Here is a 24199-nt window from a genome sequence, read left to right as displayed (position 1 = left end):
GCGCAGCGCGGGAGGCCGTCGGAGCTGCATGCGATGGCTGGCGAGGGCCGCTGACGGCGCGCGGAGGCGGGTCAGGGCAGCCGGACCAGGAAGACCTGTTCGAAGACCAACCAGACGAGCACGGACATGCCGACGCCGATCGCCAGCGCCTTGACCGCGCTGCGCAGGTCCAGCCGGCGCTCGGCCGGATCCTGGCTCATGCGCTGGAAGACCAGGATGGAGGCGGTGATGTAGATGGCAGAGGCTACCCAGAAGGGCAGGCCATGCCCCACCAGGACCACCGAGTAGCCCACGCACATGGCAATGGCCACGGCCACGCGCCGGCGCTGTTGTGCCCGCAGCGGCGAGGCGGCCGGCGGGGCCGCGCTCAGCGCGCCCTTGCGGAGGCTGCGAACGGCCATCAACGCGCCCAGCAGCATCAGCCCGATGCCCAGCAGGCCCGGCAGCAGGCCGGGCACGGTGTAGGGGTTGATGCCCTGGTCTTCGAGCCGGTCCATGCGCAGCGCGCCCGCCAGCGTCACCGCGCCCAGCAGCACCCATCCGATGGCGTCCTTGAAATCGGAGCGGGGATGCGCGGCTTCATCGGTGCCACCAGGCTCGGCGGCCTGCGCCTGCGCGCCGGCTGGCGAACTCATGTCGACCTCCCTGGCAGGGGAATCCATCTCAGGGCTTGGGAATGCCGACCGTGTCAGGCGACACCTTGGCCTTGCCGGCGGCGAACAGATTCCAGGCATTGGCCTGCACGGCGGGCTTGACCGCCTCTTGTGCGGCCTCGCCCGACAGCGGGTTGAACAACGCGCCGCGCTGGCGCGCGTATTTCATCAGCGCCTCGCTCTTGGCGATCTGCTCGTCCCAGACCTTCGTGACGGTCTTGACCACGTCGTCCGGCACGCCCTTGGGGATGAAGATGCCGAAGTAGTTGGGCGGTGCGCTGAAGCCCGGCACCTGGGTCGAGAGCGCAGGAATGGTGCCGTAGCCTTCCAGCTCCAGCGGCTTGTCGCTGACCGTGGCCAATGCGCGCAGGCGCTTGCCGCGGATCATGTCGGCCTGCTCCACGGCCAGTTGCGTCGTGACTTCGGTTTCTCCCGACACCGTGGCCACCACGGCGGGGTTGCCGCCGTCATAGGACACCTCGCGGTATTTCACCCCCGTGGCCTTGGAGATGAAGTCCATTGCGTTGTGGCCCGCCGACGTGACGCCGGCCGTGGCGACGGTGATCTTGCCGGGCTTGGCCTTCATGGCCTCGATCAGTTCCTTCGCGTCCTTGTAGGGCGAAGAGGGGTTCACGCCGATGACCTGGATGTTGGCGACCGACAGGAACAGATGCCAGTCCGCCATGCGGGTCTTCAGGCTGCCCAGGGTCTCGTAGGCACCCAGGTCCTGCGCGGCACCGGCCGTCCAGGTGTAGCCGTCCTTGGGCGCATCGAGCGCGCTCTTGGTGCCGATGGCGCCCGAGGCGCCGGGCTGGTTGACGATCACGATGGTCTGGCCCAGCGCCTTTTCCATCTCCAGCGCCGCCACGCGCGTGACCTGGTCGGTGGAGCCGCCGGCGGCCCAGGGCACGATCAGGTTGATGGGGCGCGTGGGCTTCCATTGCGCGAACACGCAGGTGGTGGCCAGGGTCAGCGCCCCCAGAACGGCGGCGCGGCGGGCGAGGCCCGCGAAGGAGGGCTTGCTCATACAGTGTCTCTGTGCGTTGTAATTAACTGTCGAGTTAATTCTGGCGCCCCCGCCCGGCGGCGTCAACGCATGGAGACGCTCAGCCTTTCAGGACATACCCGAGGATCACGTCGCACATGTGGGAGATGCGCTCGTGTTGGGCCTTGGGCGTCATGAGGCTGCGGCCGAAGATGGCCGACAGCGTGTGGTTGTTGGACAGGTAGAAATAGGCCATGCCCGCGATGGACACGTAGAGCTGCACCGGATCGATGCCGCCGCGGAAGATGCCTTCGGCGCGCCCGCGCTCGAGGATCTGCGCGAGCGTATCGATCAGCGGAGAGTTCATTTCCCGCGCCCGCGCCGACCTGGCGACATGCCGGCCCTGGTGCAGGTTCTCGCTGTTGAGCAAGGTCAGGAACTCGGGATGCGCGAGGTAGTACTCCCAGGTGAACTCGGTCAGGCGGCGGATGGCCTGGGCCGGGGGCATGTCCGTGAGGTGCAACTCGCGCTCGGCCGCGCGGATGTCGGCATAGGCCTGTTCGAGCACCGCGAGGAAGAGGTCGTCCTTGCTGTGGAAGTAGTAGTAGATGAGCCGCTTGTTGACCTGGGCGCGTTCGGCGATGCGGTCCACGCGCGCGCCCGCGAGGCCGTGGCCGGCGAACTCGTCGCGCGCCGCCAGCAGGATGGCCGCCTGGGAGCGCTCGGCGTCGCGCAGGCGGGTTTCGGTCACGGTGGGCAGGGCACTCATTTCGTTTTAATTCACTGTATGGTTAATTGCGGCGCGCCGCAATCCGGGGCTGCACATAATCGCCGACCGCCTCAGTCACTCACGCATCATGACCTCCCAGCTTGCCGGCCACCTTCTCGTCGATTGTCTTGTGGCACAGGGGGTGAGCCATGTGTTCGGCGTTCCCGGCGAGAGCTTCCTGGCGGCGCTCGATGGCTTCCATCGCCACGCGGACCGCATCCGCTTCGTCACCTGCCGCCAGGAGGGCGGCGCTGCCTTCATGGCGGAAGCCCAGGGCAAGCTCACGGAACGGCCCGGCGTGTGCTTCGTCACCCGCGGACCGGGGGCCACCAATGCCTCGATCGGCGTGCACACGGCCTTCCAGGATTCGACCCCCCTGGTGCTGCTGGTCGGCGACGTGGGGGGCGACCACCGCGACCGCGAAGCCTTCCAGGAAGTGGATTTCGCCAGCTTCTTCGGCCCGAGCACCAAGGGTTTCGCCAAGCGCGTCGAGCGCGTGGACGCGCCGCAGCGCCTGCCTGAGTATGTGGCGCGCGCCTTTGCCACGGCCATGAACGGCCGGCCGGGGCCGGTGGTGCTGGTGCTGCCCGAGGACATGCTGCGCGCCTTCACGGCGGCGCAGCCGCTGCCGCGCGTCGAGGCCGCGCTGGCATGGGCCGACCCGGGCGGCCTGCGCGAACTGCGCCAGATGCTGCTGGCCGCGCGGCGGCCCTTCGTCATCGCGGGCGGCGGAGGCTGGACGCCGCAGGCCGCGCAGGCGCTGCAGCGCTTTGCCGAGAACTGGCAGCTGCCCGTGGGCAACGCCTTCCGCTTCCAGGACACCTTCGACAACCACCACCCGCTGTACGCGGGCGACGTGGGCATCGGCATCAATCCGCGGCTGGCGCAGCGCGTGCGCGAGGCCGACCTGGTGATCGCGCTCGGCCCGCGGCTGGGCGAGATGACGACGGGGGGCTACGAACTGCTGCAAGCGCCGAAGCCGAGGCAGAAGCTGGTGCATTTCCATGCCAGCGCGGAGGAACTGAACCGCGTCTATCAGGCCGACCTGGTGTTCAACACCACCATGAATGCGGCGGCGCGGGCGCTGGAGGTGCTCAGCGCGCCGCCGGAACTGCCCTGGGCCGGCTGGACGGCGGCCGTGCATGCGGACTACGAAGCCCAGCTGCAGCCGCAAGCGCTGCCCGGGCCCATCGACATGCCGGCCATCGTGGCCTGCCTGCAGCGGCACCTGCCCGCCGACGCGGTGCTGACCAACGGTGCGGGCAACTTCGCGAGCTGGGTGCATCGCTTCTTCCGCCACCCGGGGCTGGCCAGGGGCCACAAGACGCAGCTGGCGCCCACCGCGGGCGCCATGGGCTATGGCGTGCCGGCCGGCATCGCGGCCAACCTGCTGACGGGCCGCGTCGCGCTCACGATGGCCGGCGACGGCGACTTCCTCATGAACGGGCAGGAACTCGCGACCGCTGTGCAGCACGGCGCGAAAAGCATCGTCGTGCTGCTCAACAACGGCATGTACGGCACCATCCGCATGCATCAGGAACGCGAGCATCCCGCGCGCGTGAGCGGCACCGCGCTGCGCAACCCCGACTTCTGCGCGCTGGCTCGCGCCTATGGCTACGCGGCCGAGCGGGTGCCGGAGACGGCGCAGTTCGAGGCCGCACTGCTGCGCGCGCTGGCGGCCGACACCGGCACGCTGATCGAGATTCCGCTGGACCCCGAGGTGATCACCACCCGCGGGACGCTGAGCGCGATCCGGCAGAGCGCGCAGGCGAAGCAGGGCCTGTCGCAGGCTTGACGCGGGGCGGCCGGCTGGCGCGAACGGGCCTGCCGCGCGTTCCGCAGGCCCAGGGTCCCGGAAACGAAAAAGCCGGTGCATCGCACCGGCTTCCGAGCGCAAGCGCCAGGGAACTGGCTTACTTGACGTGCTTGCCGATCAGGGCCGCCAGCTCGAACATCGAGACCTGAGGCTTGCCGAAGATTTCCTTCAGCTTGGCGTCGGCGTTGATGTTGCGCTTGTTGGCCTTGTCCTGCAGGTTGTTCTTCTTGATGTAGTCCCACAGCTTGCTGACGATGGCCGTGCGCGGAAGGGGCGTGCTGCCCACGACGGCGGCCAGCGCGGGGCTGGGGGTCAGCGCCTTCATGAAGGCTGCATTGGGCGTGCGCTTCTTGGCCGGTGCCGCGGCCTTTTTGGCCGGCGCCGCCTTCTTGGCCGGCGCAGCGGCCTTCTTCGCGGGTGCTGCTGCCTTCTTGGCAGGAGCGGCCGCCTTCTTGGCCGGTGCCTTCGCCGGTGCTTTCTTTGCAGTTGCCATGGTTGATTCCTTGTGCTTTGGAGAGAACGTTCTACCAATGAAAACGCAGGAAATCGCTGTCTTCAGTGGCAAGGCGCATGCTAAAGGAGAAAGGCAGAGCGCTCCAAGCGAGCGAACGCATTTTTCATTGGGAGCTGTTGCTTTTTTTCAGGCTTCCGGCACCCGGGGCGCGCCCGGGCGTCAAAGCGCCGTTCGCGCGGGCTCGTTCGGGCCCCTTCGGCGGCCGGGCCAGGTGGCCAGCACCACCCCCAGGAGCGCGAGTCCGAAGGCCCCCGTCTGCATCGTGCCCAGCGATTCGCCGAGCACCAGAACGCCCACCAGGGCGGCGCTGACCGGCAGCATCACGGTGAACACGCCGGCCTGCGAGGCCGGCACGCTGCGCAGCCCGGTCATCCAGAGCCACACGGTCCAGATGCTGGCCGCCATCGCATACGCCACCAGCAGCGCCCAATGGCCGGCATGCACGCTGCCGAAGTCGAAACGCAGCGCGAACCAGACGCCGAAGGGCGTGGACAGGACGAAGCCCCAGAGGTTGATCAGCGCACAGATGCGCCGCGGGCCCAGCTTGCCGGTGAGCGACTTGCCGATCACCGCATAGGCCGCTTCGCAGATCACCGCGCCGAAGACGAGCAGGTTGCCCAGCCAGGCCAGGGACGACGGCGGGGCCGGCTCCGTTGCCGCGGAGGCGCCATGCGCCCCCGCGCCGGGCGCCAGCGCCAGCAGGCCGATGCCGCCCGCCGCGCAGGCGATGGCGGCCGCCACGCGCGGGGTGATGCGTTCACGCAGGAACACCGCGCTGGCGATGGCGACCATGGCCGGGATCGAGGCCATGATGACGCCGGCCGATACGGCGCTGGTCAGGCTCACACCGAACAGCATGCAGATGGAAAAGAGGAAGTTGCCCAGGAAGGACTCCAGGAACACCAGCCCGCGCGTGCGCCGGGTCATCGGCGGCTCGTCGGCCGGCTTGCGCAGCCAGTGCGGCATGGCCAGCGCGGCGATGCCGAAGCGCAGCCAGGCCAGCAGCAGCACCGGAAAGGCGGCCGCCAGCGGCTTGGACAGGGCCACGTAGCTGCCCACCAGCGACATGCTGAGCGCCAGGCAGGCACAGGCGGTGATGCGCGAAGGGGCGTGGGCGGGGCTCAATAGACTGCCGGCATGGACGACAAAAGGAGTGCGGATCATGCCCGAAGGCCGTGGAACCACGCGTCTGGTGTTCGTGTACGGCACGCTGCGGCGCGGCGAATGCAACGACATCACGCGCTATGCGCCTGCGCCCATTCATGTGGGCGAAGGTGAAACGCAGGGCACGCTGTACCACCTGGGGCCTTACCCCGGTGCGGTTTTCGGCGGCAGCGCGCGGGTGGTGGGCGAGGTGTACCGCGTCACGCCGGCCGTGGAGGCACTGCTGGATGCGCTGGAAGGGGTGCAGGCCGACGGCGAGGGCGAGTACCGGCGGCGCGAGGTGCCCGTGCGTGTGCAAGGCCGGGTTCTCTGGTGCCTGGCCTACGAGATCCACCCGTCGCGCCTGCCCGGCAGGCCCTGCATCGAATGCGGCGACTGGCTCTGCCGCCCGGGCGCGATGCGCCTGGGAATGAGCAGGACAGATACGGATGCCGCTTGACCCGGGCTCTGTCGCGCGCGTGTCGCCCGCGCAATGCGCCCGGACGTCGCCTCGTGATTTTCACGGGCAGAGATTCGTCTCCCGCAATCTGAAAAACCAGACTGCTGCGGCGCCGCATTTTTTCTCAATGCAAGAAATTCAATGCCGTATTGAGAAAACTAATGAATAAATCGTTGATTTATAAATAAAAAATTCTGGTCTTGTATAAGACATAAGAGTTGATGGCGGCGGTACAGTCATGTCCAAGGGCTCCGGCCCATCGATGCCTTCCCAACCTTCCGCAACTCTGGAGTGACCATGCCCCAAACCATCACCGAACAGCTCAGCCGTGAACAGCAGATCGCCGCCCTCGAAAAGGACTGGGCTACCAATCCGCGCTGGAAGGGCATCAAGCGCGGCTACAGCGCCGCGGACGTGGTGCGCCTGCGCGGCTCCCTCCCGATCGAGCACACGCTGGCCAAGCGCGGTGCCGAGAAGCTGTGGGAGAAGATCAACGGCGGCGCCAAGAAGGGCTACGTGAACGCCTTCGGCGCGATCTCTGCCGGCCAGGCGATGCAGCAGGCCAAGGCCGGCCTGGAGGCCGTGTACCTGTCGGGCTGGCAGGTGGCCGCCGACGGCAACACCAGTGAAACCATGTACCCCGACCAGTCGCTGTATGCGTATGACTCGGTGCCCACCATGGTTCGCCGCATCAACAACACCTTCAAGCGCGCCGACGAGATCCAGTGGGGCCGCGGCATCAACCCGGGCGACAAGGAGTTCATCGACTACTTCCTGCCCATCGTGGCCGATGCGGAGGCCGGCTTCGGCGGCGTGCTCAACGCCTTCGAGCTGATGAAGAACATGATCGCCGCGGGCGCCGCCGGCGTGCACTTCGAGGACCAGCTGGCGGCCGTGAAGAAGTGCGGCCACATGGGCGGCAAGGTGCTGGTGCCCACCCAGGAAGCCTGCGAGAAGCTGATCGCCGCGCGCTTCGCCGCCGACGTGATGGGCGTGTCCACCATCGTGCTGGCCCGCACCGACGCCGAGGCCGCCAACCTGCTGACCAGTGACCACGATGCCAACGACAAGCCCTTCCTGACCGGCGAGCGCACGCAGGAAGGCTTCTACCGCGTCAAGAACGGCCTGGAGCAGGCCATCAGCCGCGGCGTGGCCTATGCACCCTATGCCGACCTGGTGTGGTGTGAGACCGGCACGCCGGACCTGGGCTTCGCCCGCGAGTTCGCGCAGGCCGTGCATGCCGCGCATCCGGGCAAGCTGCTGAGCTACAACTGCTCGCCGTCCTTCAACTGGAAGAAGAACCTCGACGACGCGACCATCGCCCGCTTCCAGGACGAGCTGTCCGCGCTGGGCTACAAGTACCAGTTCATCACGCTGGCCGGCATCCACAGCAACTGGTACAACACCTTCAAGTTCGCCCATGCCTATGCCCGTGGCGAAGGCATGAAGCACTACGTGGAAATGATCCAGGAGCCCGAATTCGCTGCGCGTGAGCTCGGCTACACCTTCGTGTCGCACCAGCAGGAAGTCGGCGCAGGCTACTTCGACGACGTGACCACCGTGATCCAGGGCGGCTCGTCCAGCGTGAAGGCCCTGACCGGCTCGACCGAGGAAGAGCAGTTCCACTGAGTCCGGGGGATGAACGGGCCGCCTGCGGCCCGGCCCCGGCAGAGACGGTTTTCATGCCCGGCATCGCCGGGCTTTTTTGCGCTGCGACGCCGCTCGGCCGTTGTTTGTTTGCGCACATGCACCGTGCGAAGTGGCGTGAAGACGGCCCTGCGCGCGGGCGCCGCTTACAATCCTCGCATCCACGGTCAACAAGGGCGAGAAAGGCATCCTGGTTATGACACCGCGAACTACCGGCACCGCTTTCGGCGGCCCTCATCCATGAAGGGCCGGTAGCCCGCGCGCCGGTCGGATTCCGGACTCTTTCCAAAAGCGCGGCTTCGGTCCGCGCTTTTTCGTTTCTGCCCCAAGGTTCTTTCCATGATTCAGATCACGCTCCCCGACAACTCCCGCCGCGAGTTCCCAGGCCCCGTGTCCGTGGCCGAGGTGGCCCAGGCCATCGGCCCCGGCCTGGCCAAGATGACGGTCGCCGGCAAGGTGGACGGCAAGCTGGTCGATGCCAGCGACATCATCGACCACGACGCGAAGCTGCAGATCATCACGCCCAAGGACGAGGAGGGCCTGGAGATCATCCGCCACTCGACGGCCCACCTGGTCGGCCATGCGGTCAAGCAGCTCTACCCGACGGCCAAGATGGTGATCGGCCCGGTGATCGAAGAGGGCTTCTACTACGACATCGCCTACGAGCGCCCCTTCACGCCCGAGGACATGGCCGCCATCGAACAGCGCATGAAGGAGCTGATCGCGCAGGACTACGACGTCATCAAGAAGATGACGCCGCGCGCCGAGGTGATCGAGGTGTTCAAGTCGCGCGGCGAGGACTACAAGCTGCGCCTGGTCGAGGACATGCCCGACGAGAAGGCCATGGGCCTGTACTACCACCAGGAGTACGTGGACATGTGCCGCGGCCCGCACGTGCCCAACACGCGCTTCCTGAAGGTGTTCAAGCTCACGAAGCTGGCCGGCGCCTACTGGCGCGGGGACGCCAAGAACGAGCAGCTGCAGCGCATCTACGGCACGGCCTGGGCCGACAAGAAGCAGCTCGACGCCTACATCCAGCGCATCGAGGAGGCCGAGAAGCGCGACCACCGCAAGCTGGGCAAGGAGCTGGACCTGTTCCACATCGACGATGTGGCGCCTGGCGTGGTGTTCTGGCATCCCAAGGGCTGGGCGCTGTGGCAGGCCGTGGAGCAGTACATGCGCCAGGTCTACCGCGACACGGGCTACAGCGAAGTCAAGGGGCCGCAGATCCTGGACAAGAGCCTGTGGGAGAAGACGGGCCACTGGCAGAACTACCGCGAGAACATGTTCGTCACGGAATCGGAAAAGCGCGACTACGCGCTCAAGCCGATGAACTGCCCGGGCCACGTGCTGATCTTCAAGAGCGACCTGCGCAGCTACCGCGACCTGCCGATCCGCTACGGTGAATTCGGCCAGTGCCACCGCAACGAGCCCTCGGGCGGCCTGCACGGCATCATGCGCGTGCGCGGCTTCACGCAGGACGATGGGCACATCTTCTGCACGGAAGACCAGATCCTGCAGGAATGCGTGGATTACACGGCACAGTTGCTCAAGGTCTACCAGGACTTCGGCTTCACGGACATCCTGTACAAGGTCGCCACGCGTCCGGAGAGCCGCATCGGCTCCGACGCGCTGTGGGACAAGGCGGAAGGGGCGCTGATGGAGGCGCTGCGCCGTTCGGGCGTGGAGTTCGTCATCGCGCCGGGCGATGGCGCCTTCTACGGGCCCAAGATCGAGTACACGTTGCGTGACGCGCTGGGCCGCCAATGGCAGTGCGGCACGATGCAGGTGGACTTCAACATGGCCGAGCGTCTGGGGGCCGAATACGTGACGGAAACGAGCGGCCGGGCGCACCCCGTGATGCTGCACCGCGCCATCGTCGGCAGCCTGGAGCGCTTCATCGGCATGCTGATTGAGCACCATGCCGGAGCGATGCCCGCCTGGCTGGCGCCGGTGCATGTCGCGGTGCTCAATATCAGCGAGGGACAGGCCGATTACGCGGCGGAAGTTGCGAAAACGCTGCGGAATCAAGGCCTTAGGGTGGCGCTGGACCTGCACAACGAGAAGATCACGTATAAAATACGGAAGCATTCGTTGCAAAAGCTCCCCTACATCCTCGTCGTGGGTGACAAGGAGAAGGAAGCTGGCGCCGTCGCAGTGCGCGCCCGGGGCAACATCGACCTCGGTGTCATGTCGTTGGAAGCGTTCTCGCAAAAGATCGCCGACGACATCTCTCACAAGCGTTGAGCCGTGGTGGCCCGAAGGCATTCGGGCCCCTTGTCGACCTTGGTGCGTGCGCCGTGAAGGCTTGTGCTGCAATTCGCAGCGTTTTTTGAAGGACAGTCACCATCGCTACTGGATTCCGCGACCGTCGCCAACGCGAGGAACGCCAACATCGCCTGAACCGGGAAATCATGGCCCCGGAAGTTCGTCTGTTCGGACCCGACAACGAGGCTCTGGGCGTCGTCAGCCTGTCGGAGGCCCTGCGCCTGGCCGGTGAGCACGATGTCGACCTGGTCGAGGTGGTGGCGGCGGCCAATCCGCCGGTGTGCCGCCTGATCGAGTACGGCAAGTTCAAGTTCCTCGAGCAGAAGAAGGCGGCCGAGGCCAAGTCGAAGCAGAAGGTCATCGAGGTCAAGGAAGTCAAGTTCCGGCCCGGGACCGACGACGGTGACTACAACATCAAGATGCGCAACATCCGGCGCTTCCTGGAAGACGGCGACAAGTGCAAGATCACCTTGCGCTTCCGCGGTCGCGAGATCACGCACCAGGAACTCGGTTTGGCGCTGCTGAACCGCATCCGCGACGAACTGGCCGACAGCATCATCGTCGAGCAGTTCCCCAAGCTGGAAGGCCGGCAGATGATCATGATGATCGCGCCGGGCCGCAAGAAGGCCGGAGGCGGCGGAGGCGCCAAGCCCGCAGCGAACGAGCAGCCGGCGACGGCTGCCTGAGCGGACCGCCGGACGGCGAACCCGTTCGGCCCCGCCGAACCGTCCAGGAATCCAAGGGATTTCGCGGCCGCACGCCAGTGCGTGCGGCCGCGGGATGAAGAAGTGCCTCGAAGGCCGGCAAGTCCGTGAAAGCATCACGGCGCCTTGCGAGCACAAACTAAGGAGCAGTCACATGCCCAAAATGAAGACCAAGAGCAGCGCGAAGAAGCGTTTTCGCGTTCGTCCCGGTGGCACCGTCAAGCGCGGTCAAGCCTTCAAGCGTCACATCCTGACCAAGAAGACCACCAAGAACAAGCGCCACCTGCGCGGTGCGGTGTCGGTTCATGAAACCAACATGGTTTCGATGGCCGCCATGCTGCCCGGCCAAGGCATTTGATCAACTGACGGACAAGGAGTACTCATATGCCTCGCGTCAAACGTGGTGTCACCGCCCGCGCTCGCCACAAGAAGGTTCTCGCCCTTGCCAAGGGCTTCCGCGGCCGCCGCGGCAATGTCTTCCGCGTCGCCAAGCAGGCGGTGATGAAGGCAGGCCAATACGCCTACCGTGACCGCCGTACCAAGAAGCGTGTGTTCCGTCAGCTGTGGATCGCGCGTATCAACGCCGCCTCGCGTGAACTGGGCCTGACCTACAGCCAGTTCGCCAATGGCATCCGCAAGGCCGGTATTGAGATCGACCGCAAGGTCCTGGCCGATATCGCCGTGCACGACAAGGCCGCTTTTGCCGGCATCGTGGAGCAGGTCAAGGCCAAGCTGGCTGCTTGATCCTGCCGCATGTCTTCCGCTCGCTCTTGCGGCGGAGGGCATGCGTCCACGCTCGAAGGGCTGGCGCTCGCAAGGCACCAGCCCTTTTTTGCTTTTCGCTTTTTGCCCCCCACCGCATCTGCCCCGCCCATGAACGAGTTGGACACCCTGGTCGACCACGCCCGCACGGCCTTTGCGCAGGCCGCCACGCCTGCGGATCTCGAGAACGCCAAGGCGCTGTTCCTCGGCAAGTCCGGTCGCGTGACCGAACTCATGAAGGGCATGGCCCAACTGCCGGTGGAAGAAAAAAAGGCCCGGGGCGCGGCCATCAACGTGGCCAAGCAGGCCATCGAAGCGGCCCTGAACGCGCGCCGCCAGGCGCTGGCCGACGCCGAGCTGGAAGCGCAATTGCGCGCCGAAGCCCTGGACGTGAGCCTGCCCGGACGCCGTCGGGCGGGCGGGGGGCTGCATCCGGTGAGCCGCACCCTCGAACGCATCGAGGCCATCTTCGCCAGCATGGGCTTCGACGTGGCGGACGGCCCCGAAGTCGAGAGCGACTGGCACAGCTTCACCTCGCTGAACAACCCGCCGAACCACCCGGCGCGCTCGATGCAGGACACCTTCTACGTGGACCTGAACGGCGAGGACGGCACGCCCTACAACCTGCGACCGCACACCAGCCCGATGCAGGTGCGCTATGCGCATCAGCAGGTGAAGAAGCTGGCGGCGCAGTTCGAGGCCGCCGAGCGCGACCCGAACGCGAGCGCGCCCGAGATTCGCGTGATCGCGCCGGGCCGCACCTACCGCGTGGACAGCGACGCCACCCATTCGCCCATGTTCCACCAGTGCGAAGGCCTCTGGCTGGGTGCGAACGTGAGCTTCAAGGACCTGAAGGTCGTCTTCACGGATTTCTGCCGCACCTTCTTCGAAAGCGATGACCTGGTGCTGCGTTTCCGGCCCAGTTTCTTCCCCTTCACCGAACCCAGCGCCGAGATCGACATCCAGTTCCAGAGCGGCCCGCTGGCCGGGCGCTGGCTGGAAGTGGCCGGCTCCGGCCAGGTGCATCCCAACGTCGTGCGCAACATGGGGCTGGACCCCGAGCGCTACATCGGCTTTGCCTTCGGCATGGGCCCCGACCGCCTGACCATGCTGCGCTACGGCGTGAACGACCTGCGCCTGTTCTTCGATGGCGACCTGCGCTTCCTGAGCCAATTCCAGTAATCCTGCAAGAAGAGACGAGAACCCCGCCATGCAATTTCCCGAGTCCTGGTTGCGCAGCTTCTGCAATCCGTCGCTCAGCAGTGAGGAACTGGCCGAAACCCTGACCATGGGCGGCTTCGAGGTCGAGGAGCGCCGCCCCGCTGCGCCGCCGTTCACGAAGATCGTCGTCGGCGAGATCAAGGAAGCCGTGCAGCACCCCAACGCCGACCGCCTGCGCGTGTGCCAGGTGGACGTGGGGCAGGGCGCCCTGCTCAACATCGTCTGCGGCGCGCCGAACGCGCGTGTGGGCATCAAGGTGCCCACGGCCCTGGTCGGCGCCGAGCTGCCGCCGGGCGAAGACGGCAAGCCCTTCCACATCAAGCTGGGCAAGCTGCGCGGCGTGGAAAGCCAGGGCATGCTGTGCTCGGCGCGCGAACTCCAGCTCAGCGAAGACCACGGCGGGCTGCTCGAGCTGGGCGCCGAGGCGCCCGTGGGCACCGACGTCCGCGAATGGCTGCAGCTCGACGACTCGCTGCTCACGCTCAAGCTCACGCCCAATCTGGCGCATGGCCTGTCGGTGTACGGCATCGCGCGCGAGCTGTCGGCCCTGACCGGTGCGCCGCTGCTCAAGCCCGTGATCGAGCCGGCGCCCGTCTCGCATGACGCCAAGCTGCCCGTGACGGTGGAAGCGCCCGATTTGTGCGGCCGTTTTTCGGGTCGCGTGGTGCGCGGCGTGAACACGAAGGCCGCCACCCCGGCCTGGATGGTGGATCGCCTGGCCCGTTGCGGCCAGCGCAGCGTCACGGCGCTGGTGGACATCTCGAACTACGTGATGTTCGAGTACGGCCAGCCCAGCCACATCTTCGACCTGGACAAGATCCATGGCGGCCTCACGGTGCGCTGGGGCCGCCAGGGCGAGCAACTGAAGCTGCTCAACGGCAACACCGTCACCGTCGACGAGAAAGTGGGCGTGATCGCCGACGCGCGCGAAGTGGAGTCGCTGGCCGGCATCATGGGTGGCGACGCCACGGCCGTGTCCGACGACACGCGCAACATCTACATCGAAGCCGCCTTCTGGTGGCCCGAAGCCATCCAGGGCCGTTCGCGCCGCTTCAATTTCTCGACCGACGCCGGCCACCGCTACGAACGCGGCGTGGACCCGAGCCGCACGGTGCAGATCATCGAGCGCATCACGCAACTGGTGCAGGAGATCTGCGGCGGCACCGCCGGCCCGATGGACGACCAGGTGCTGAAGCTGCCCGACGCCAAGCCGGTGACCTTGCGCGTGGCCCGCGCCGCGCGCGTGATCGGCATGCCGCTGACGCAGGCGCAATGCGCCGAGGCGCTGGGACGCCTGGGCTTCGCGCTGCAGGAAGGCGAGGGCACGATCACCGTGACGCCGCCGCCGCATCGCTTCGACCTTGCCATCGAGGAAGACCTGATCGAGGAAGTGGCGCGCCTGGTCGGCTACGGCAACCTGCCCACCACGCCGCCGCTGGCGCCCATCCGCGCCCGCCTGCGGCCCGAGGCTGAGCGCAGCCGCTTCGCCGTGCGCCACCGCCTGGCGGCGCTGGGCTACCAGGAAACCATCAACTTCAGCTTCGTCGAAGCTGCGTGGGAACGCGACCTGGCCGGCAACGCCGACCCGGTGAAGCTGCTGAATCCGATCGCCAGCCAGATGAGCGTGATGCGCTCGTCACTGATCGGCTCGCTGCTGCAGGTGCTCAAGTTCAACCTGGATCGCAAGGCGCCGCGCGTGCGCGTGTTCGAAGTGGGCCGCGTGTTCCTGCGCGATCCGTCGGTGGCCACCACCGACAGCACCGTGAAGGGCGTGCATCAGCCCATGCGCGTGGCCGGCCTCGCCTGGGGCGATGCCGAGGCGGCGCGTTGGGACAGCAAGCCCGCGCGTGTGGACTTCTTCGAGGTGAAGGGCGATGTGGAGGCACTGCTGGCGCCGCTGCGCCCGAGCTTCGAGCGCGTGGACCACCCCGCGCTGCACCCGGGCCGCGCGGCGTCGGTGATCGTCAACGGCCAGTCCGTGGGCGTGATCGGCGAGCTCCATCCCCGCTGGCGCCAGCAGTGGGAGCTGGCGCATGCGCCCGTGCTGTTCGAGCTCGCGCTGGATGCCGTGACCGCGCGCCCCGTGCCCGTGGCGCAGCCTGTGCCGCGCCACCAGGCCGTGGAGCGCGACCTGGCCCTGGTGCTGGCCGAATCGGTGAGCTTCGCCGCGCTGGTCGAGGCGATCCGCAGCGCACCCAGCCAGGGCCTGCTGCGCGACGTGCAGCTGTTCGACATCTACCGGCCCGCGCCCGGCGCGGCGGCCGGCGGCCTGGCGGCGGGCGAAAAGAGCCTGGCCGTGCGCCTGTTGCTGCAAAGCGAGGCCGGCACCTTGACCGACGAGCAAGTCGATGGCGTCGTGCAGGCCGTCGTGGCGCAATGCGCGGCGAAGGTTGGTGCACGCCTGCGGGCCTGACGAGCGCTTCCTGCCGTGCTGAACCTCACAGAATCCCCCCGAGGCCCTTCCATGGAATTCACCATCGAGGCGATCGAAACGCCTGCTCTGACCAAAGCCCAGCTGGCGGACCTGCTGTTCGAGCAGATCGGCCTGAACAAGCGCGAGGCCAAGGACATGGTCGAAGCCTTCTTCGACCTGATTGCCGCACGCCTGATCGAAGGGGAGGACGTGAAGATCTCGGGCTTCGGCAACTTCCAGATCCGCGTGAAGGCGCCGCGGCCGGGCCGTAACCCGCGCACCGGCGAGCACATTCCGATCGGCGAGCGCCGCGTGGCCACCTTCCATGCCAGTGCCAAGCTCAAGGAGCAGATCCACGGCGTGCCCGAAGCCGCGCACGAGCCGCCCGTGGCATGGACCGTGGGCGCTGACGCCCAATGAATGCTGGCGCTGCACAGGCCGCTGGAGTAACCTCTGACGTTTGCCGCGCACGCTCTTGATTTCAATGGAGAAACCGCCCGAGACGGGGCTGCCCCCGATCCCTGTCAAACGCTACTTCACCATCGGTGAGGTGGCGGAATTGTGTGGCGTGAAGCCGCACGTGCTGCGCTACTGGGAGCAGGAATTCACGCAACTGCGGCCCATGAAGCGCCGCGGCAACCGGCGCTACTACCAGCACCATGAAGTGCTGATGATCCGCCGCATCCGCGACCTGCTCTACGACCAGGGTTTCACCATCAGCGGCGCGCGCAACCGGCTTCAGGAAATGGCGCAGCTCGAACGCGAGCGCCGCAAGGCTGGCGGCCGCGACGGCGAGGCCGTCGAGCCGTCCCTGGCCGAACTGGACGATGAACTGCCGGCCGAGGAAAGGGCGGGCGATGGTGCACCCGCGGGGGGCATGACCGGCTGGCCATCGTCCTCGCACGCTCATTCGCCGCTGGAACTGCGCGACCTCGTCCAGCTGCGCCAGGAGCTTCAAGAAATTCGTGCGATTCTTTCGGAGAGCTTTTAATTTCCCGCTATACTCGTGGGCTTCGGTGTGTGGCGCAGCCTGGTAGCGCACTTGCATGGGGTGCAAGGGGTCGAAGGTTCGAATCCTTTCACACCGACCAAAAATAAGTAGGTAGATCAACGGGTTACGCTCAAAAAGCGTAGCCCGTTTTTCGTTCTGACTGACAAATTCCCCAGGTTTCTGACAAATCCATGCCATCAGGCCGCGTTCCGACCCTTCACGGCAGACGGCAGGGGGATCGACGAAGGCACCTTGCGCCGGTAGACGCGCTTCGTGATCTTGGGGTCTGCGTGGTGCAGCAGCTCCTGCGCAGCCACATCGGATTCGGCGTCGCTACCAGCCTTGGCCCGCATGTCGTGGAAAGTGAACTCCCGAGGACCTATGCCCAGGCGTGTGCGCACGGTTCGCCACAGGCTCTTGAAAGACTCCTTCGTGTACTGCTTGCCATTGCGCGTGATGAACAGGAAATCGCTCGGCAGGCTAGTCGCTCCGCCTCGGTTCTTCTTGCGCAGCTCCAGCGCCCGGTCCAGCGCCTGTTTCAGGTCGGGCGTCATGGCGTAGCGCTTGGCCTCGTAGCCGGCCGCGTTCCGCTTCTTCGTCACCCGCAACTCCAGCCACTGCGCATCGAAGTCGCCCACCCGGATATCCAGGATCATCCCCTGTCTCGCGCCAGTCTGGGTGCTGATCTCCAGCATGCACTGCAACACAGGCGGAGCAGCCTCGTAGATCTCCACGTACTTCACGTCGCTGACGTACTGGTCCCGCGGCGCCTCGGGCAGGTACTCGATGGCCTCGCACGGGTTGAACGTCGTCAGACCCCAGCGGATGCGCGCCAGGCGGAACGTGCGCGACAGGGTCTGGATGTCCTTGTTTGCGGACGAAGCCCGATGCCGGTTCTCGTGCAAGTGCCTGGTGATGGTGACCGCGCTGAGATGCCCGGGGACAAGCGCCTGGGCCTCGGTCTTCGCGTATTTGATCTTCCCGAAGGCCTCTCGCAGTCGGCCCACGCGCCCGCGGTACTCGGCCTGTGTCGCCGCGCGGGTCTTCGTCGGCAACTCGTCGGCTTCGTACTGGCGCAGCAGCTCTTCCACAGTGCCCACGATGTCGTCATCGGGCATGGCAGCAATCAGGGCTGGGGAGACGTTGCGCTCCCACCAGACGCGAGCCTGGTTCGGCGTCTTGCCGATGCTTCCGCGGATGCCGGCCTCGCGCAACTTCCTCTCAACTTCTCGAGTCAGCTCGTCGGTCCCGCGCCAGTACCATAGCCCATCGACCTTGCGCATGCCCCGGGGCAAGTCCGGGATCTTGTTGTTAACCGTGCGCGGACGCGACATTCTCCAGTTCCCTCGACAGGTTCGTGAAGGTTCGAACAGCCTCGACGGCCGATTCCATGCGAGCTAGATTCTGCGCGTCCACCTCGATGGTGTTCCAGCGCCGGCCGCACGCATTGCAGCACCGCAGGCGAGTGACCTTGATCGGCCCCTGTCGCGTGGACATAACGCGGCCATCGTCGCTGTTGCAGTCAGGGCATTTCATGTCCCTCTCCCTCCAGCGGCGCCACAGCGCCAGATGTTGCGAACAGGTCCCCCATCGCCCGGCAGGCCCGGCGCGTAGCCTGGGCGGTGGCGATGTGGTGCTGGTGGTCGTGCGCCAGGTGATGCCGCTGGCACAACGCCCGCAGGTTGTCCTCGGCGCAGTTCTCGGGCTGGTGGTCCAAATGGGCGATGGTCAGCACGATCACGATGACCTTGGCGCAGGCCGGCCCGTCGCCGTTCAGGTCGAAGGAGATCTCGGCCGCGCGCTGGCGCGCCTGTTGATAGGTCGCCTGGGGATCGTCCAGCTCGTACCAGTTGTGCCGCGCCCCCTGGTCGAGCCAGCGGCCGACGGCGTACTGGCGCGCCGTGCAGCCGGGGTGCTCGCAGCGGCCGCCAGCGCGCGCCAGGATGCGCTCGCGGATGGCCGGCCAGTCGGCCGGGTATCGCGCCCGGTTCTCAGGCTTGATTGGCATTCCCACCCCCTCCCGCGCCGGGCGCCACGTTTTCGAAAATCACCAGCACCTCGTCCGGCGCATCCATCCGAGTGGCAATGCCACGGTTCTCGAGGTAGTCGATGGCCTCCTCCAGCGCTGGCGCGGATGCGATCTCATCAGCATCCAAGCTGATCGTGACGTGATCGACGCGCATGCCGTGGCCCTCTACCAATTCGCGGCTTGCTTCGTCCGCAATGCGCCATGCCGCTTGTAGCGTGGCGTTCTCGGCCTGCTCGCGGTCACTGTCGCGCTTCGCGGCGTGCCATGCGTGCTGCCAGTGGTCCCACGCCACATCGGTCTGAATGTCGATGTCAGAATCGAGCGGAGAGAGACCAAACCATCTCGAGAATGCAGTGATGCATTCAATGGTGGCTGGCGGGTGTTTTGTGAGTATCACTGCCATGTGAAATCCTGTAGTCCTTGAAAACCGCGCCCGCGCTCTCGTCGCCGACGCGGCATGACTTGACCCACACCAACTTCCCGCCCGGATGCCTGCGCCAGTGCCCGCGCCGGTCGTGTGCGCGCGGACTTGCGTGCGTTCCGCCCTGCGGGGTTGATGGCCTGCTGGGCTGCACGACGACAGTGCGCCATGTGTAGTGAATCGGGCGCTTGCCCTTGCGCATGCGCTCGCGGTTGATGGGGTGCTCTGTTATTGATCCGGCCTCAATGAACTTGACTCAAGCCGCATAGCGTACCGTGGCGTGCTCGAAGTACTTGCGGATGCGCTCGGGCTGGCGTTGCACGCTGCGAAGGTGCTTGGCTGTGGCTTTGGCCAGTTGCAGCTTCGTTCGCGCCGGTGCCAGCTTCGTGACCGCCTGCTTGATATCCGCATTGGCCATCTCATCCGGGTTCAACTCCGGGCTATAGCTCGGTAGGTAGAACACCTCGATGGCATCGGCATGCTCGGCCAGCCAGGCCTTGACCGGTTTGGCATGATGCACCCGCAGGTTGTCCAGGATCAGGAACACCTTCTTGGTCTGTCCCTTGATCAGCCGGCGCAGGAAGTCGATCAGGATTGTGGTGTTGAGCGCCCCGTCAAAGATGCGCCAGCGCATCTGCCCTTTGTTGGTCACGGTGGAGATGACCGACAGGTTGTGGCGCTTGTTGTGGACCCGCACCACCGGCGTCTGGCCCTTGGGCGCAAAACCACGGCCGCGTACATCGTCGCTGCGCAGTCCACTCTCGTCGCCCCAGTGAATTTCGGCTCCCTCGGCCTTGGCCCGCGCGGCAATGGCGGGGTAGTCCTCGTCGAGCCACTTCTTGACCGCCGCCGGTGACTGCTCGTAGGCCTTCTTCATCGGCTTTTGCGGCGTGAAGCCCCAGCGCGCCAGGTACTTGCCCATGGTGCGCACTTGCAGTCGCAGCCCAAAGCGCTGTTCGATGAGTTGGGCCACAGCGGCGCGGGTCCACAGCGCGTAGGGCATCTTGAGCTGATCGGGCGTCTTGTCGGCGATGAGCTTGCGCACCAGGGCCTCCTGGGCGGGGTCGAGCAAGCGGTTTTCGCCGAGCTTGCGCCCGCCAATGGCGTCGTGCAGCGCCTTGGCACCGAGCGCCTCATGGCGTTTGCAGATGTTGAAGACGCCTGTGCGACTCAGGCCGGTGAGCGCGGCGATCTTGTCGTAGGTGTTGCCGGCCTTGCGTAGCCGGATGACCTGAACCCGGCGCTCATGCCGCGCTTCGTGGCTCAACGATCTCATGTCAGTTGCTTGCATGAATCCGAGTTGGGGGCGGTGCAGATAAATTCAAGTGCACAAGGGCCGAATCAATATCACGGGCTGATAACCACTGAGGCCCGATGTGTCCAGGCGTGTGAGCCATTCATCCACCATCACCACGGCGGCACGGGCCTGGGTTTCGTCACTCGCTCGATGCAGCGCGAGTGATCCATCTTCCAACCGCATGATGGCGAACGCATCCATGTAGACGATGCCGGCGCGCGCCCTTGTCAGTCCCGCGATGGCCAGGCTGTTGTGGCCTGCTGTGGTTGTCAGCACGAATAGATCTCCGTCCGCATCCCGCCCACAGATGGCGCAACGGTCGAACGGTGGATGCATCAACCGCTCTGCGTCGACGGGGCGATCAGCAGAGTATTCGGGCACCTGGCCAACGTCGAACCACATCACGCGCGTGGGGTCGCTGGTGAGCCTGCTGGCCGCGCGAATGTCAGGTGTCATTCCTGGCGCTCCAGGCTGGCCGCGCACACCGGGCAGACGTAGGTGACGGTGCGTTTTGGCTGATGTGGCGGATGCAGGTACAGCGGTTGCGCGTCGATGTGCTCGGTTTCGCGCCATCCGCCCACGCTGCTCAATTGCCATCCGGCGTCCGGCAAATCCTTCCAGCGCCAGCGCCATGCGACGGGGGTGGTGGCGTCCGTCATGGCATCTTCTCCCCGATGTTTGCGCGCAGTGCGGCGTCGATTGCGGCGTCGCAAAACTCGGCCACTTGTTCCGGCTCCGGCCAACCTTGGATGGCCGCAGGAAGATTGATTGCCTGCATAGCGCATGTCCCGTCGCCGTTGCCGGTCAGGCACAGCTTGCGGCGGATGTATCGCCACCGCGCCGCGTCTTCCGCATTGCGCTCGTGGTCCGGGTGGATTTCCAACGTGTCGGCGTCAGGATCGACGACCTTGTTGCGCGGGTCCAGCACCACGGTCATGCCGAACGTGACTCGAAACATGCTGCCCTGGTCGGCTGCATCGAGGATCGCCGCCAATGCACGCCGGCACTGATCGGCGTCGTCTCGGTCGAAAAATTCGACTCCCTCGTCGTCCTGGCCAGGCATGTACCCACGCTCCAGATCCTCGATGATGCGTGACACATCGAGCGCCGCCTTCAGATCGTTCTCGTCTGCGCGTGCCATCTTCATTCCGCACCCCCTTCGCCCTGACGGGCAGCGTCGATCGCTTCGCCAGAAACCAAGGCCGCCTCGGTGCCGTACTGTGCGCGTGCATCGCGGGCCAGCGCCCGCAGTCGTTCGATGGGGGTCATGCTGACGCTCCGGTGGGGCCGTCGTCCAAGGCATTCGTGCGAGCCAGCGCATCGCTCAGCCAATCAGGCGTCTCGCCGTCTGGGACGTGCAGCGCGGCCATTCGCGACAGGGCGGCGTGCAGTACCCGGGCGTCGTCGCGATAGCCGTCTCGGCTCGCTTCGAGGTTCTGGATATCGCTGCGCATGTCGCACTGGGCGTAGGCGTAGCCCTGCCGGTAGGCCGAGAACTGCTCGTTGACTTGGCCGTCTTGGTAGATGATCCCGCGCGGCCAGAGGTCCTTTGTCTCTTTGTCCAGGCGGGCGCCACGGCGCGTGCGCTCGAACATGGTCATCAGCTCGTAGTGTTCAGCGGTCAGCAGCACGGTCTTCTCTCTTGGTGGTGGGGCCGGACAGGGCGACATCGATTGCGGCGTCGAGGCTGTCCGGATCGGTGTCCCAGCCGTCGTCTTTGCTGACGAGGTACACGGACTCGCAGCGCGTGCCGTCGTATGTCTCGGTCACGTAGCCCCAATTTGCCCGCAGCCATTCGTAGCGCGCCGCCTTCTTGCGCAGCGCTTCCACTTCGGCCAGCAGGGCGCGGATGGTGTCGGGATTTGCCTCGGCGATGTACCGGGCCAGCTTGGGCGCTATCAGCTTGTTCGCGCGCACCTCGACGTGGATGGCCGCCCATTCGTCGGTCTCTGCAACCTGAACCGTGCGGCCGGATTTGCTGAACGTGCCTGCGTGTTCGACGCCAGCCAGCGCATCCCGCAGCGCCTTGAACTTGTCCGTCATCTCGTCTCCTTGGCGGCGCCGATGCCGTGGATCTCCTCGGCAGCCCGGATGATTCCCTCCACGGTCGAAAACCCGAACGCGGGGCGGTCCTTCTTGAGTCCGTCGCTTTCCTTCAAGAGAACTTTCAGGCCGATGGCCTCAATCTGCTCATCCGTCAGCGGCGCCTGCTGGGGCGCGGCCTCGTAGAGCGCCACGGCCCCATCGTCTGTCGCGGCGCAGTCCGTCCAGCCGAACGAATCCGCGCGGAAGTACCCAAAGGGCTCGGCTGTGGAGTGCTGGGGCGCGGCGAACAGCTTTGTGCCTGCTGGCAGCCTCGTAGTAATGCGCGAGGACATGCCGTCGGCGTTGTAGTCGTTCTCGACTTCGGCCACCGGCTCCTGTGCCTGCGTGGGGGCAGGCGCCATGGCGAGCACTGCATGCACGAAGTTGCGTATCTGATCGAATGCCCGGATGCCGCGACCACTGGATGTGATGCCGTGCTTGTCGCGCAGGGCGGCGATCTGCTCATCACTGATCCCCGACCCCGCAGCGTTGCGTGAGGCGGCAATCCAGTCGTCGTCTTCCATGAGGCCCCACACGAAGTCCTCGATCAGGGGCCGCTCGGTCTCGTACTGCCTGTAACAGCCTTCGCGGCCATCGTCATCCTCGCCGCGCAGTTCGTAGTCGGCCATGAACGCCTGGAAGGCGCGCATCAAAGGGCTGGGCTCAGGGTAGGCTTTGTCGGTCATGGCTGGCTCTCGTTGTCTGCGCGGTAGCTGTTCGGCCACGGCGTGAATGGTTCGGCGGGCTTGGTCGCACAGGGCGCAGGAGCGGCTGGCGAGGCGGCGACATCGGCCCGCACGTACTCGATGCCGTGGCCTGTCGCGTTGTCTGCGCTCCACGTCACCTCTGCCAGCTTGTCCCACGGCAGCGTGCCATCCTGCACGCGCTCCAGCGCAAACCGGTCGCCGATGTCGAGGTAGATTCGGGCCGGGGCAGTGCTCATGTTCGCTTCCGGCGCTTTCTTTGACACGTCGCCCGGCTCATGTTCGATGGAGGGAGGGGCGGATGGGGTGGCCGCAGCTTCTTCGCACACCTGATCCAGGATGCGCAGGCTGTGCAGCAACTCTTCCTTGGTGGGCCTGTACGCTTGGTTGCCGCCCGATGCGTTCCAGGCTTCCTGGATCGTGATGGACTCTGCCGCCTCGGGCTGCTCGGTCTGGGCCAGTGCACGCTCGAAGTTCTGCCGCACGGTCTTCAGGGCCGCAGCGATGCCGTTGTGCTCGCCGAGTGCGTAGGTGCCAGCGGCGGGCGGGCGCAGCGGGTCGATCATCTGCCACGTCTGCTTCATCGCCGCCTCGAAGGCATCGCTCACGCCAGCTTGCGTGGCGCGGGCCTTGCGGTCGGCGTCAGCGTAGGCGCGCATCTGGTCAGCGGTGTAGAAGGCGTAGGGCACCATCTTCCACCCGGCAACTGCCTCGGATTGCTCGGCAGTTGCATGGGGCGCGGCGAGACGCTCCAGCCGCTCGATCTGCCGAGACAGGAGGCCTTCGGCGATTCGCTTGGCCTGTGCGCCGTCCTTGACCGCACCATTCACCATGTTGGCGTAGAGGTGGCGAAGCTCGGCAATGACGCTTGGCAGCGCCTCGGCGTGTTGGGGGTTCATGCGGGTGCTCCTGCGGCTGGCGAGGGAGGGAGAGGCGACTTGCGCAGCATCCAGTGCGTCACGCGCTGCAGGGTGTCGCCGGCAAACCATTCGCCAGTGCGCAACCAGCCACCAACGGCGGGGCCTGCGGGCTGCTCATAGGCAGGCATGAACTCGTCTTCCGTGACGAATGAGCCGTCCCAGGTCCAGACCTTCACGCCATCGTCTTCGGCGTCAGTAGGCAGGTCAGGCAGCCGCTCATCCACGCTGACCCACCCGCCCGTCTGCGTGAGGGCGTGCAGCAGTGCCGTGTACAGCGCGTTGCGCGCTTCCATCGTGTGCGCGTTGTACTCGGGTGCTCCGTGCTCGTGCCGGGCGTCGGCGTACGCTTCGATCAGCCGCATCAGCGCTTCATGTTCGGGGGCGGTCAGCATGGTCA

General features: G+C 66.2%; 29 protein-coding genes and 1 tRNA gene. 12 read left to right on the top strand and 18 right to left on the bottom strand.

Annotated features, from left to right (window positions below; genetic code table 11):
• Positions 1 to 71 precede the first annotated feature (71 nt).
• The 3 genes from LG388_RS14390 to LG388_RS14380 all read right to left on the bottom strand — a co-directional run bounded on the left by LG388_RS14390 (position 72) and on the right by LG388_RS14380 (position 2407).
• Entirely contained in the window at positions 72 to 635 is a 564-nt protein-coding gene (locus LG388_RS14390; RefSeq protein ID WP_225783402.1) for a tripartite tricarboxylate transporter TctB family protein, read from the bottom strand.
• Between the two features lie 28 nt (positions 636 to 663).
• Positions 664 to 1680 carry a tripartite tricarboxylate transporter substrate binding protein gene (locus LG388_RS14385; protein WP_225783401.1) on the bottom strand — a complete coding sequence of 339 codons (1017 nt, stop codon included), beginning with the start codon at positions 1678 to 1680 and terminating at the stop codon, positions 664 to 666.
• 79 nt (positions 1681 to 1759) lie between these two features.
• On the bottom strand, positions 1760 to 2407 hold the full coding sequence (locus tag LG388_RS14380; RefSeq protein ID WP_225783400.1) for a TetR/AcrR family transcriptional regulator: 648 nt from the start codon (positions 2405 to 2407) through the stop codon (positions 1760 to 1762).
• Positions 2408 to 2495: 88 nt separating this feature from the next.
• On the opposite strand from LG388_RS14380, the gene LG388_RS14375 reads away from it, so the two are divergent.
• A complete protein-coding gene (locus tag LG388_RS14375) occupies positions 2496 to 4202 on the top strand; it encodes a thiamine pyrophosphate-binding protein (RefSeq protein WP_225783399.1) in 1707 nt (568 codons plus the stop codon).
• 118 nt (positions 4203 to 4320) lie between these two features.
• Here the strand turns inward: LG388_RS14375 and LG388_RS14370 are convergent, their stop codons facing one another.
• Together LG388_RS14370 and LG388_RS14365 are read right to left on the bottom strand one after the other, a co-directional pair.
• Complete coding sequence (locus LG388_RS14370) at positions 4321 to 4716, bottom strand: SWIB/MDM2 domain-containing protein (RefSeq protein WP_225783398.1); 396 nt, start codon at positions 4714 to 4716, stop codon at positions 4321 to 4323.
• A 180-nt stretch (positions 4717 to 4896) separates the two neighbouring features.
• Positions 4897 to 5901, bottom strand: coding sequence for a DMT family transporter (locus LG388_RS14365; protein ID WP_255632174.1), 1005 nt, complete (start codon positions 5899 to 5901; stop codon positions 4897 to 4899).
• Here LG388_RS14365 and LG388_RS14360 point away from each other — a divergent pair.
• The 11 genes from LG388_RS14360 (at position 5900) to LG388_RS14310 (ending at position 16446) form a co-directional block, all read left to right on the top strand.
• Entirely contained in the window at positions 5900 to 6340 is a 441-nt protein-coding gene (locus LG388_RS14360; protein WP_225783397.1) for a gamma-glutamylcyclotransferase, read from the top strand. The two genes, LG388_RS14365 and LG388_RS14360, sit on opposite strands and share 2 nt — an antisense overlap.
• 297 nt (positions 6341 to 6637) lie before the next feature.
• Positions 6638 to 7969 carry an isocitrate lyase gene (gene aceA / locus LG388_RS14355; protein WP_225783396.1) on the top strand — a complete coding sequence of 444 codons (1332 nt, stop codon included), beginning with the start codon at positions 6638 to 6640 and terminating at the stop codon, positions 7967 to 7969.
• Between the two features lie 357 nt (positions 7970 to 8326).
• Complete coding sequence (thrS, locus tag LG388_RS14350) at positions 8327 to 10234, top strand: threonine--tRNA ligase (RefSeq protein ID WP_225783395.1); 1908 nt, start codon at positions 8327 to 8329, stop codon at positions 10232 to 10234.
• Positions 10235 to 10335: 101 nt separating this feature from the next.
• Entirely contained in the window at positions 10336 to 10941 is a 606-nt protein-coding gene (infC, locus tag LG388_RS14345) for a translation initiation factor IF-3 (protein ID WP_255632177.1), read from the top strand.
• Between the two features lie 172 nt (positions 10942 to 11113).
• Entirely contained in the window at positions 11114 to 11317 is a 204-nt protein-coding gene (gene rpmI, locus LG388_RS14340) for a 50S ribosomal protein L35 (protein WP_058642377.1), read from the top strand.
• A 26-nt stretch (positions 11318 to 11343) separates the two neighbouring features.
• On the top strand, positions 11344 to 11703 hold the full coding sequence (gene rplT, locus LG388_RS14335) for a 50S ribosomal protein L20 (RefSeq protein ID WP_038218552.1): 360 nt from the start codon (positions 11344 to 11346) through the stop codon (positions 11701 to 11703).
• A 129-nt stretch (positions 11704 to 11832) separates the two neighbouring features.
• The gene (pheS, locus tag LG388_RS14330; RefSeq protein WP_225783394.1) at positions 11833 to 12903 is read left to right on the top strand and encodes a phenylalanine--tRNA ligase subunit alpha; all 1071 of its coding nucleotides are present in this window, start codon (positions 11833 to 11835) and stop codon (positions 12901 to 12903) included.
• A gap of 28 nt (positions 12904 to 12931) precedes the next feature.
• Positions 12932 to 15355, top strand: a complete 2424-nt coding sequence (pheT, locus tag LG388_RS14325) for a phenylalanine--tRNA ligase subunit beta (RefSeq protein ID WP_225783393.1) — start codon at positions 12932 to 12934, stop codon at positions 15353 to 15355.
• Between the two features lie 51 nt (positions 15356 to 15406).
• On the top strand, positions 15407 to 15775 hold the full coding sequence (locus tag LG388_RS14320; RefSeq protein ID WP_225783392.1) for an integration host factor subunit alpha: 369 nt from the start codon (positions 15407 to 15409) through the stop codon (positions 15773 to 15775).
• Positions 15776 to 15839: 64 nt separating this feature from the next.
• On the top strand, positions 15840 to 16346 hold the full coding sequence (locus LG388_RS14315) for a MerR family transcriptional regulator (RefSeq protein WP_225783602.1): 507 nt from the start codon (positions 15840 to 15842) through the stop codon (positions 16344 to 16346).
• A gap of 23 nt (positions 16347 to 16369) precedes the next feature.
• Positions 16370 to 16446: transfer RNA gene (locus LG388_RS14310), tRNA-Pro, on the top strand.
• Between the two features lie 97 nt (positions 16447 to 16543).
• Here LG388_RS14310 and xerC read toward each other — a convergent pair.
• The 13 genes from xerC to LG388_RS14250 form a co-directional block, all read right to left on the bottom strand.
• Positions 16544 to 17629 (bottom strand): tyrosine recombinase XerC, encoded by a 1086-nt coding sequence (xerC, locus tag LG388_RS14305; protein ID WP_225783391.1) that lies wholly within the window; start codon positions 17627 to 17629, stop codon positions 16544 to 16546.
• A gap of 239 nt (positions 17630 to 17868) precedes the next feature.
• The gene (locus LG388_RS14300; RefSeq protein WP_225783390.1) at positions 17869 to 18354 is read right to left on the bottom strand and encodes a hypothetical protein; all 486 of its coding nucleotides are present in this window, start codon (positions 18352 to 18354) and stop codon (positions 17869 to 17871) included.
• Complete coding sequence (locus LG388_RS14295; RefSeq protein WP_225783389.1) at positions 18338 to 18778, bottom strand: hypothetical protein; 441 nt, start codon at positions 18776 to 18778, stop codon at positions 18338 to 18340. Before LG388_RS14295 ends, LG388_RS14300 begins: the two co-directional genes overlap by 17 nt.
• Before the next feature lie 274 nt (positions 18779 to 19052).
• Positions 19053 to 20087: an IS630 family transposase gene (locus LG388_RS14290; protein WP_225783388.1), complete on the bottom strand. Its 1035-nt coding sequence runs from the start codon at positions 20085 to 20087 to the stop codon at positions 19053 to 19055.
• A gap of 30 nt (positions 20088 to 20117) precedes the next feature.
• Entirely contained in the window at positions 20118 to 20549 is a 432-nt protein-coding gene (locus LG388_RS14285; protein WP_225783387.1) for a hypothetical protein, read from the bottom strand.
• The gene (locus LG388_RS14280; RefSeq protein WP_225783386.1) at positions 20546 to 20752 is read right to left on the bottom strand and encodes a hypothetical protein; all 207 of its coding nucleotides are present in this window, start codon (positions 20750 to 20752) and stop codon (positions 20546 to 20548) included. The genes LG388_RS14285 and LG388_RS14280 overlap by 4 nt, the downstream gene beginning before the upstream one ends.
• Positions 20749 to 21240, bottom strand: a complete 492-nt coding sequence (locus LG388_RS14275) for a hypothetical protein (protein WP_225783385.1) — start codon at positions 21238 to 21240, stop codon at positions 20749 to 20751. The genes LG388_RS14280 and LG388_RS14275 overlap by 4 nt, the downstream gene beginning before the upstream one ends.
• Positions 21237 to 21362, bottom strand: a complete 126-nt coding sequence (locus LG388_RS26695) for a hypothetical protein (protein WP_255632173.1) — start codon at positions 21360 to 21362, stop codon at positions 21237 to 21239. Before LG388_RS26695 ends, LG388_RS14275 begins: the two co-directional genes overlap by 4 nt.
• Positions 21359 to 21724 carry a hypothetical protein gene (locus LG388_RS14270; RefSeq protein WP_225783384.1) on the bottom strand — a complete coding sequence of 122 codons (366 nt, stop codon included), beginning with the start codon at positions 21722 to 21724 and terminating at the stop codon, positions 21359 to 21361. The genes LG388_RS26695 and LG388_RS14270 overlap by 4 nt, the downstream gene beginning before the upstream one ends.
• Positions 21708 to 22136, bottom strand: a complete 429-nt coding sequence (locus LG388_RS14265; RefSeq protein WP_225783383.1) for a hypothetical protein — start codon at positions 22134 to 22136, stop codon at positions 21708 to 21710. Before LG388_RS14265 ends, LG388_RS14270 begins: the two co-directional genes overlap by 17 nt.
• Positions 22133 to 22864, bottom strand: a complete 732-nt coding sequence (locus tag LG388_RS14260) for a hypothetical protein (RefSeq protein ID WP_225783382.1) — start codon at positions 22862 to 22864, stop codon at positions 22133 to 22135. Before LG388_RS14260 ends, LG388_RS14265 begins: the two co-directional genes overlap by 4 nt.
• Positions 22861 to 23781 (bottom strand): hypothetical protein, encoded by a 921-nt coding sequence (locus tag LG388_RS14255; protein WP_225783381.1) that lies wholly within the window; start codon positions 23779 to 23781, stop codon positions 22861 to 22863. The genes LG388_RS14260 and LG388_RS14255 overlap by 4 nt, the downstream gene beginning before the upstream one ends.
• Positions 23778 to 24194 (bottom strand): DUF551 domain-containing protein, encoded by a 417-nt coding sequence (locus tag LG388_RS14250; protein WP_225783380.1) that lies wholly within the window; start codon positions 24192 to 24194, stop codon positions 23778 to 23780. Before LG388_RS14250 ends, LG388_RS14255 begins: the two co-directional genes overlap by 4 nt.
• Between the last annotated feature and the right edge of the window lie 5 nt (positions 24195 to 24199).

The sequence above is a fragment of the Xenophilus sp. Marseille-Q4582 genome, from assembly GCF_916700565.1.
GTDB lineage: Bacteria > Pseudomonadota > Gammaproteobacteria > Burkholderiales > Burkholderiaceae_C > Xenophilus.
This window is presented reverse-complemented; position numbering and strand designations above follow the sequence as displayed.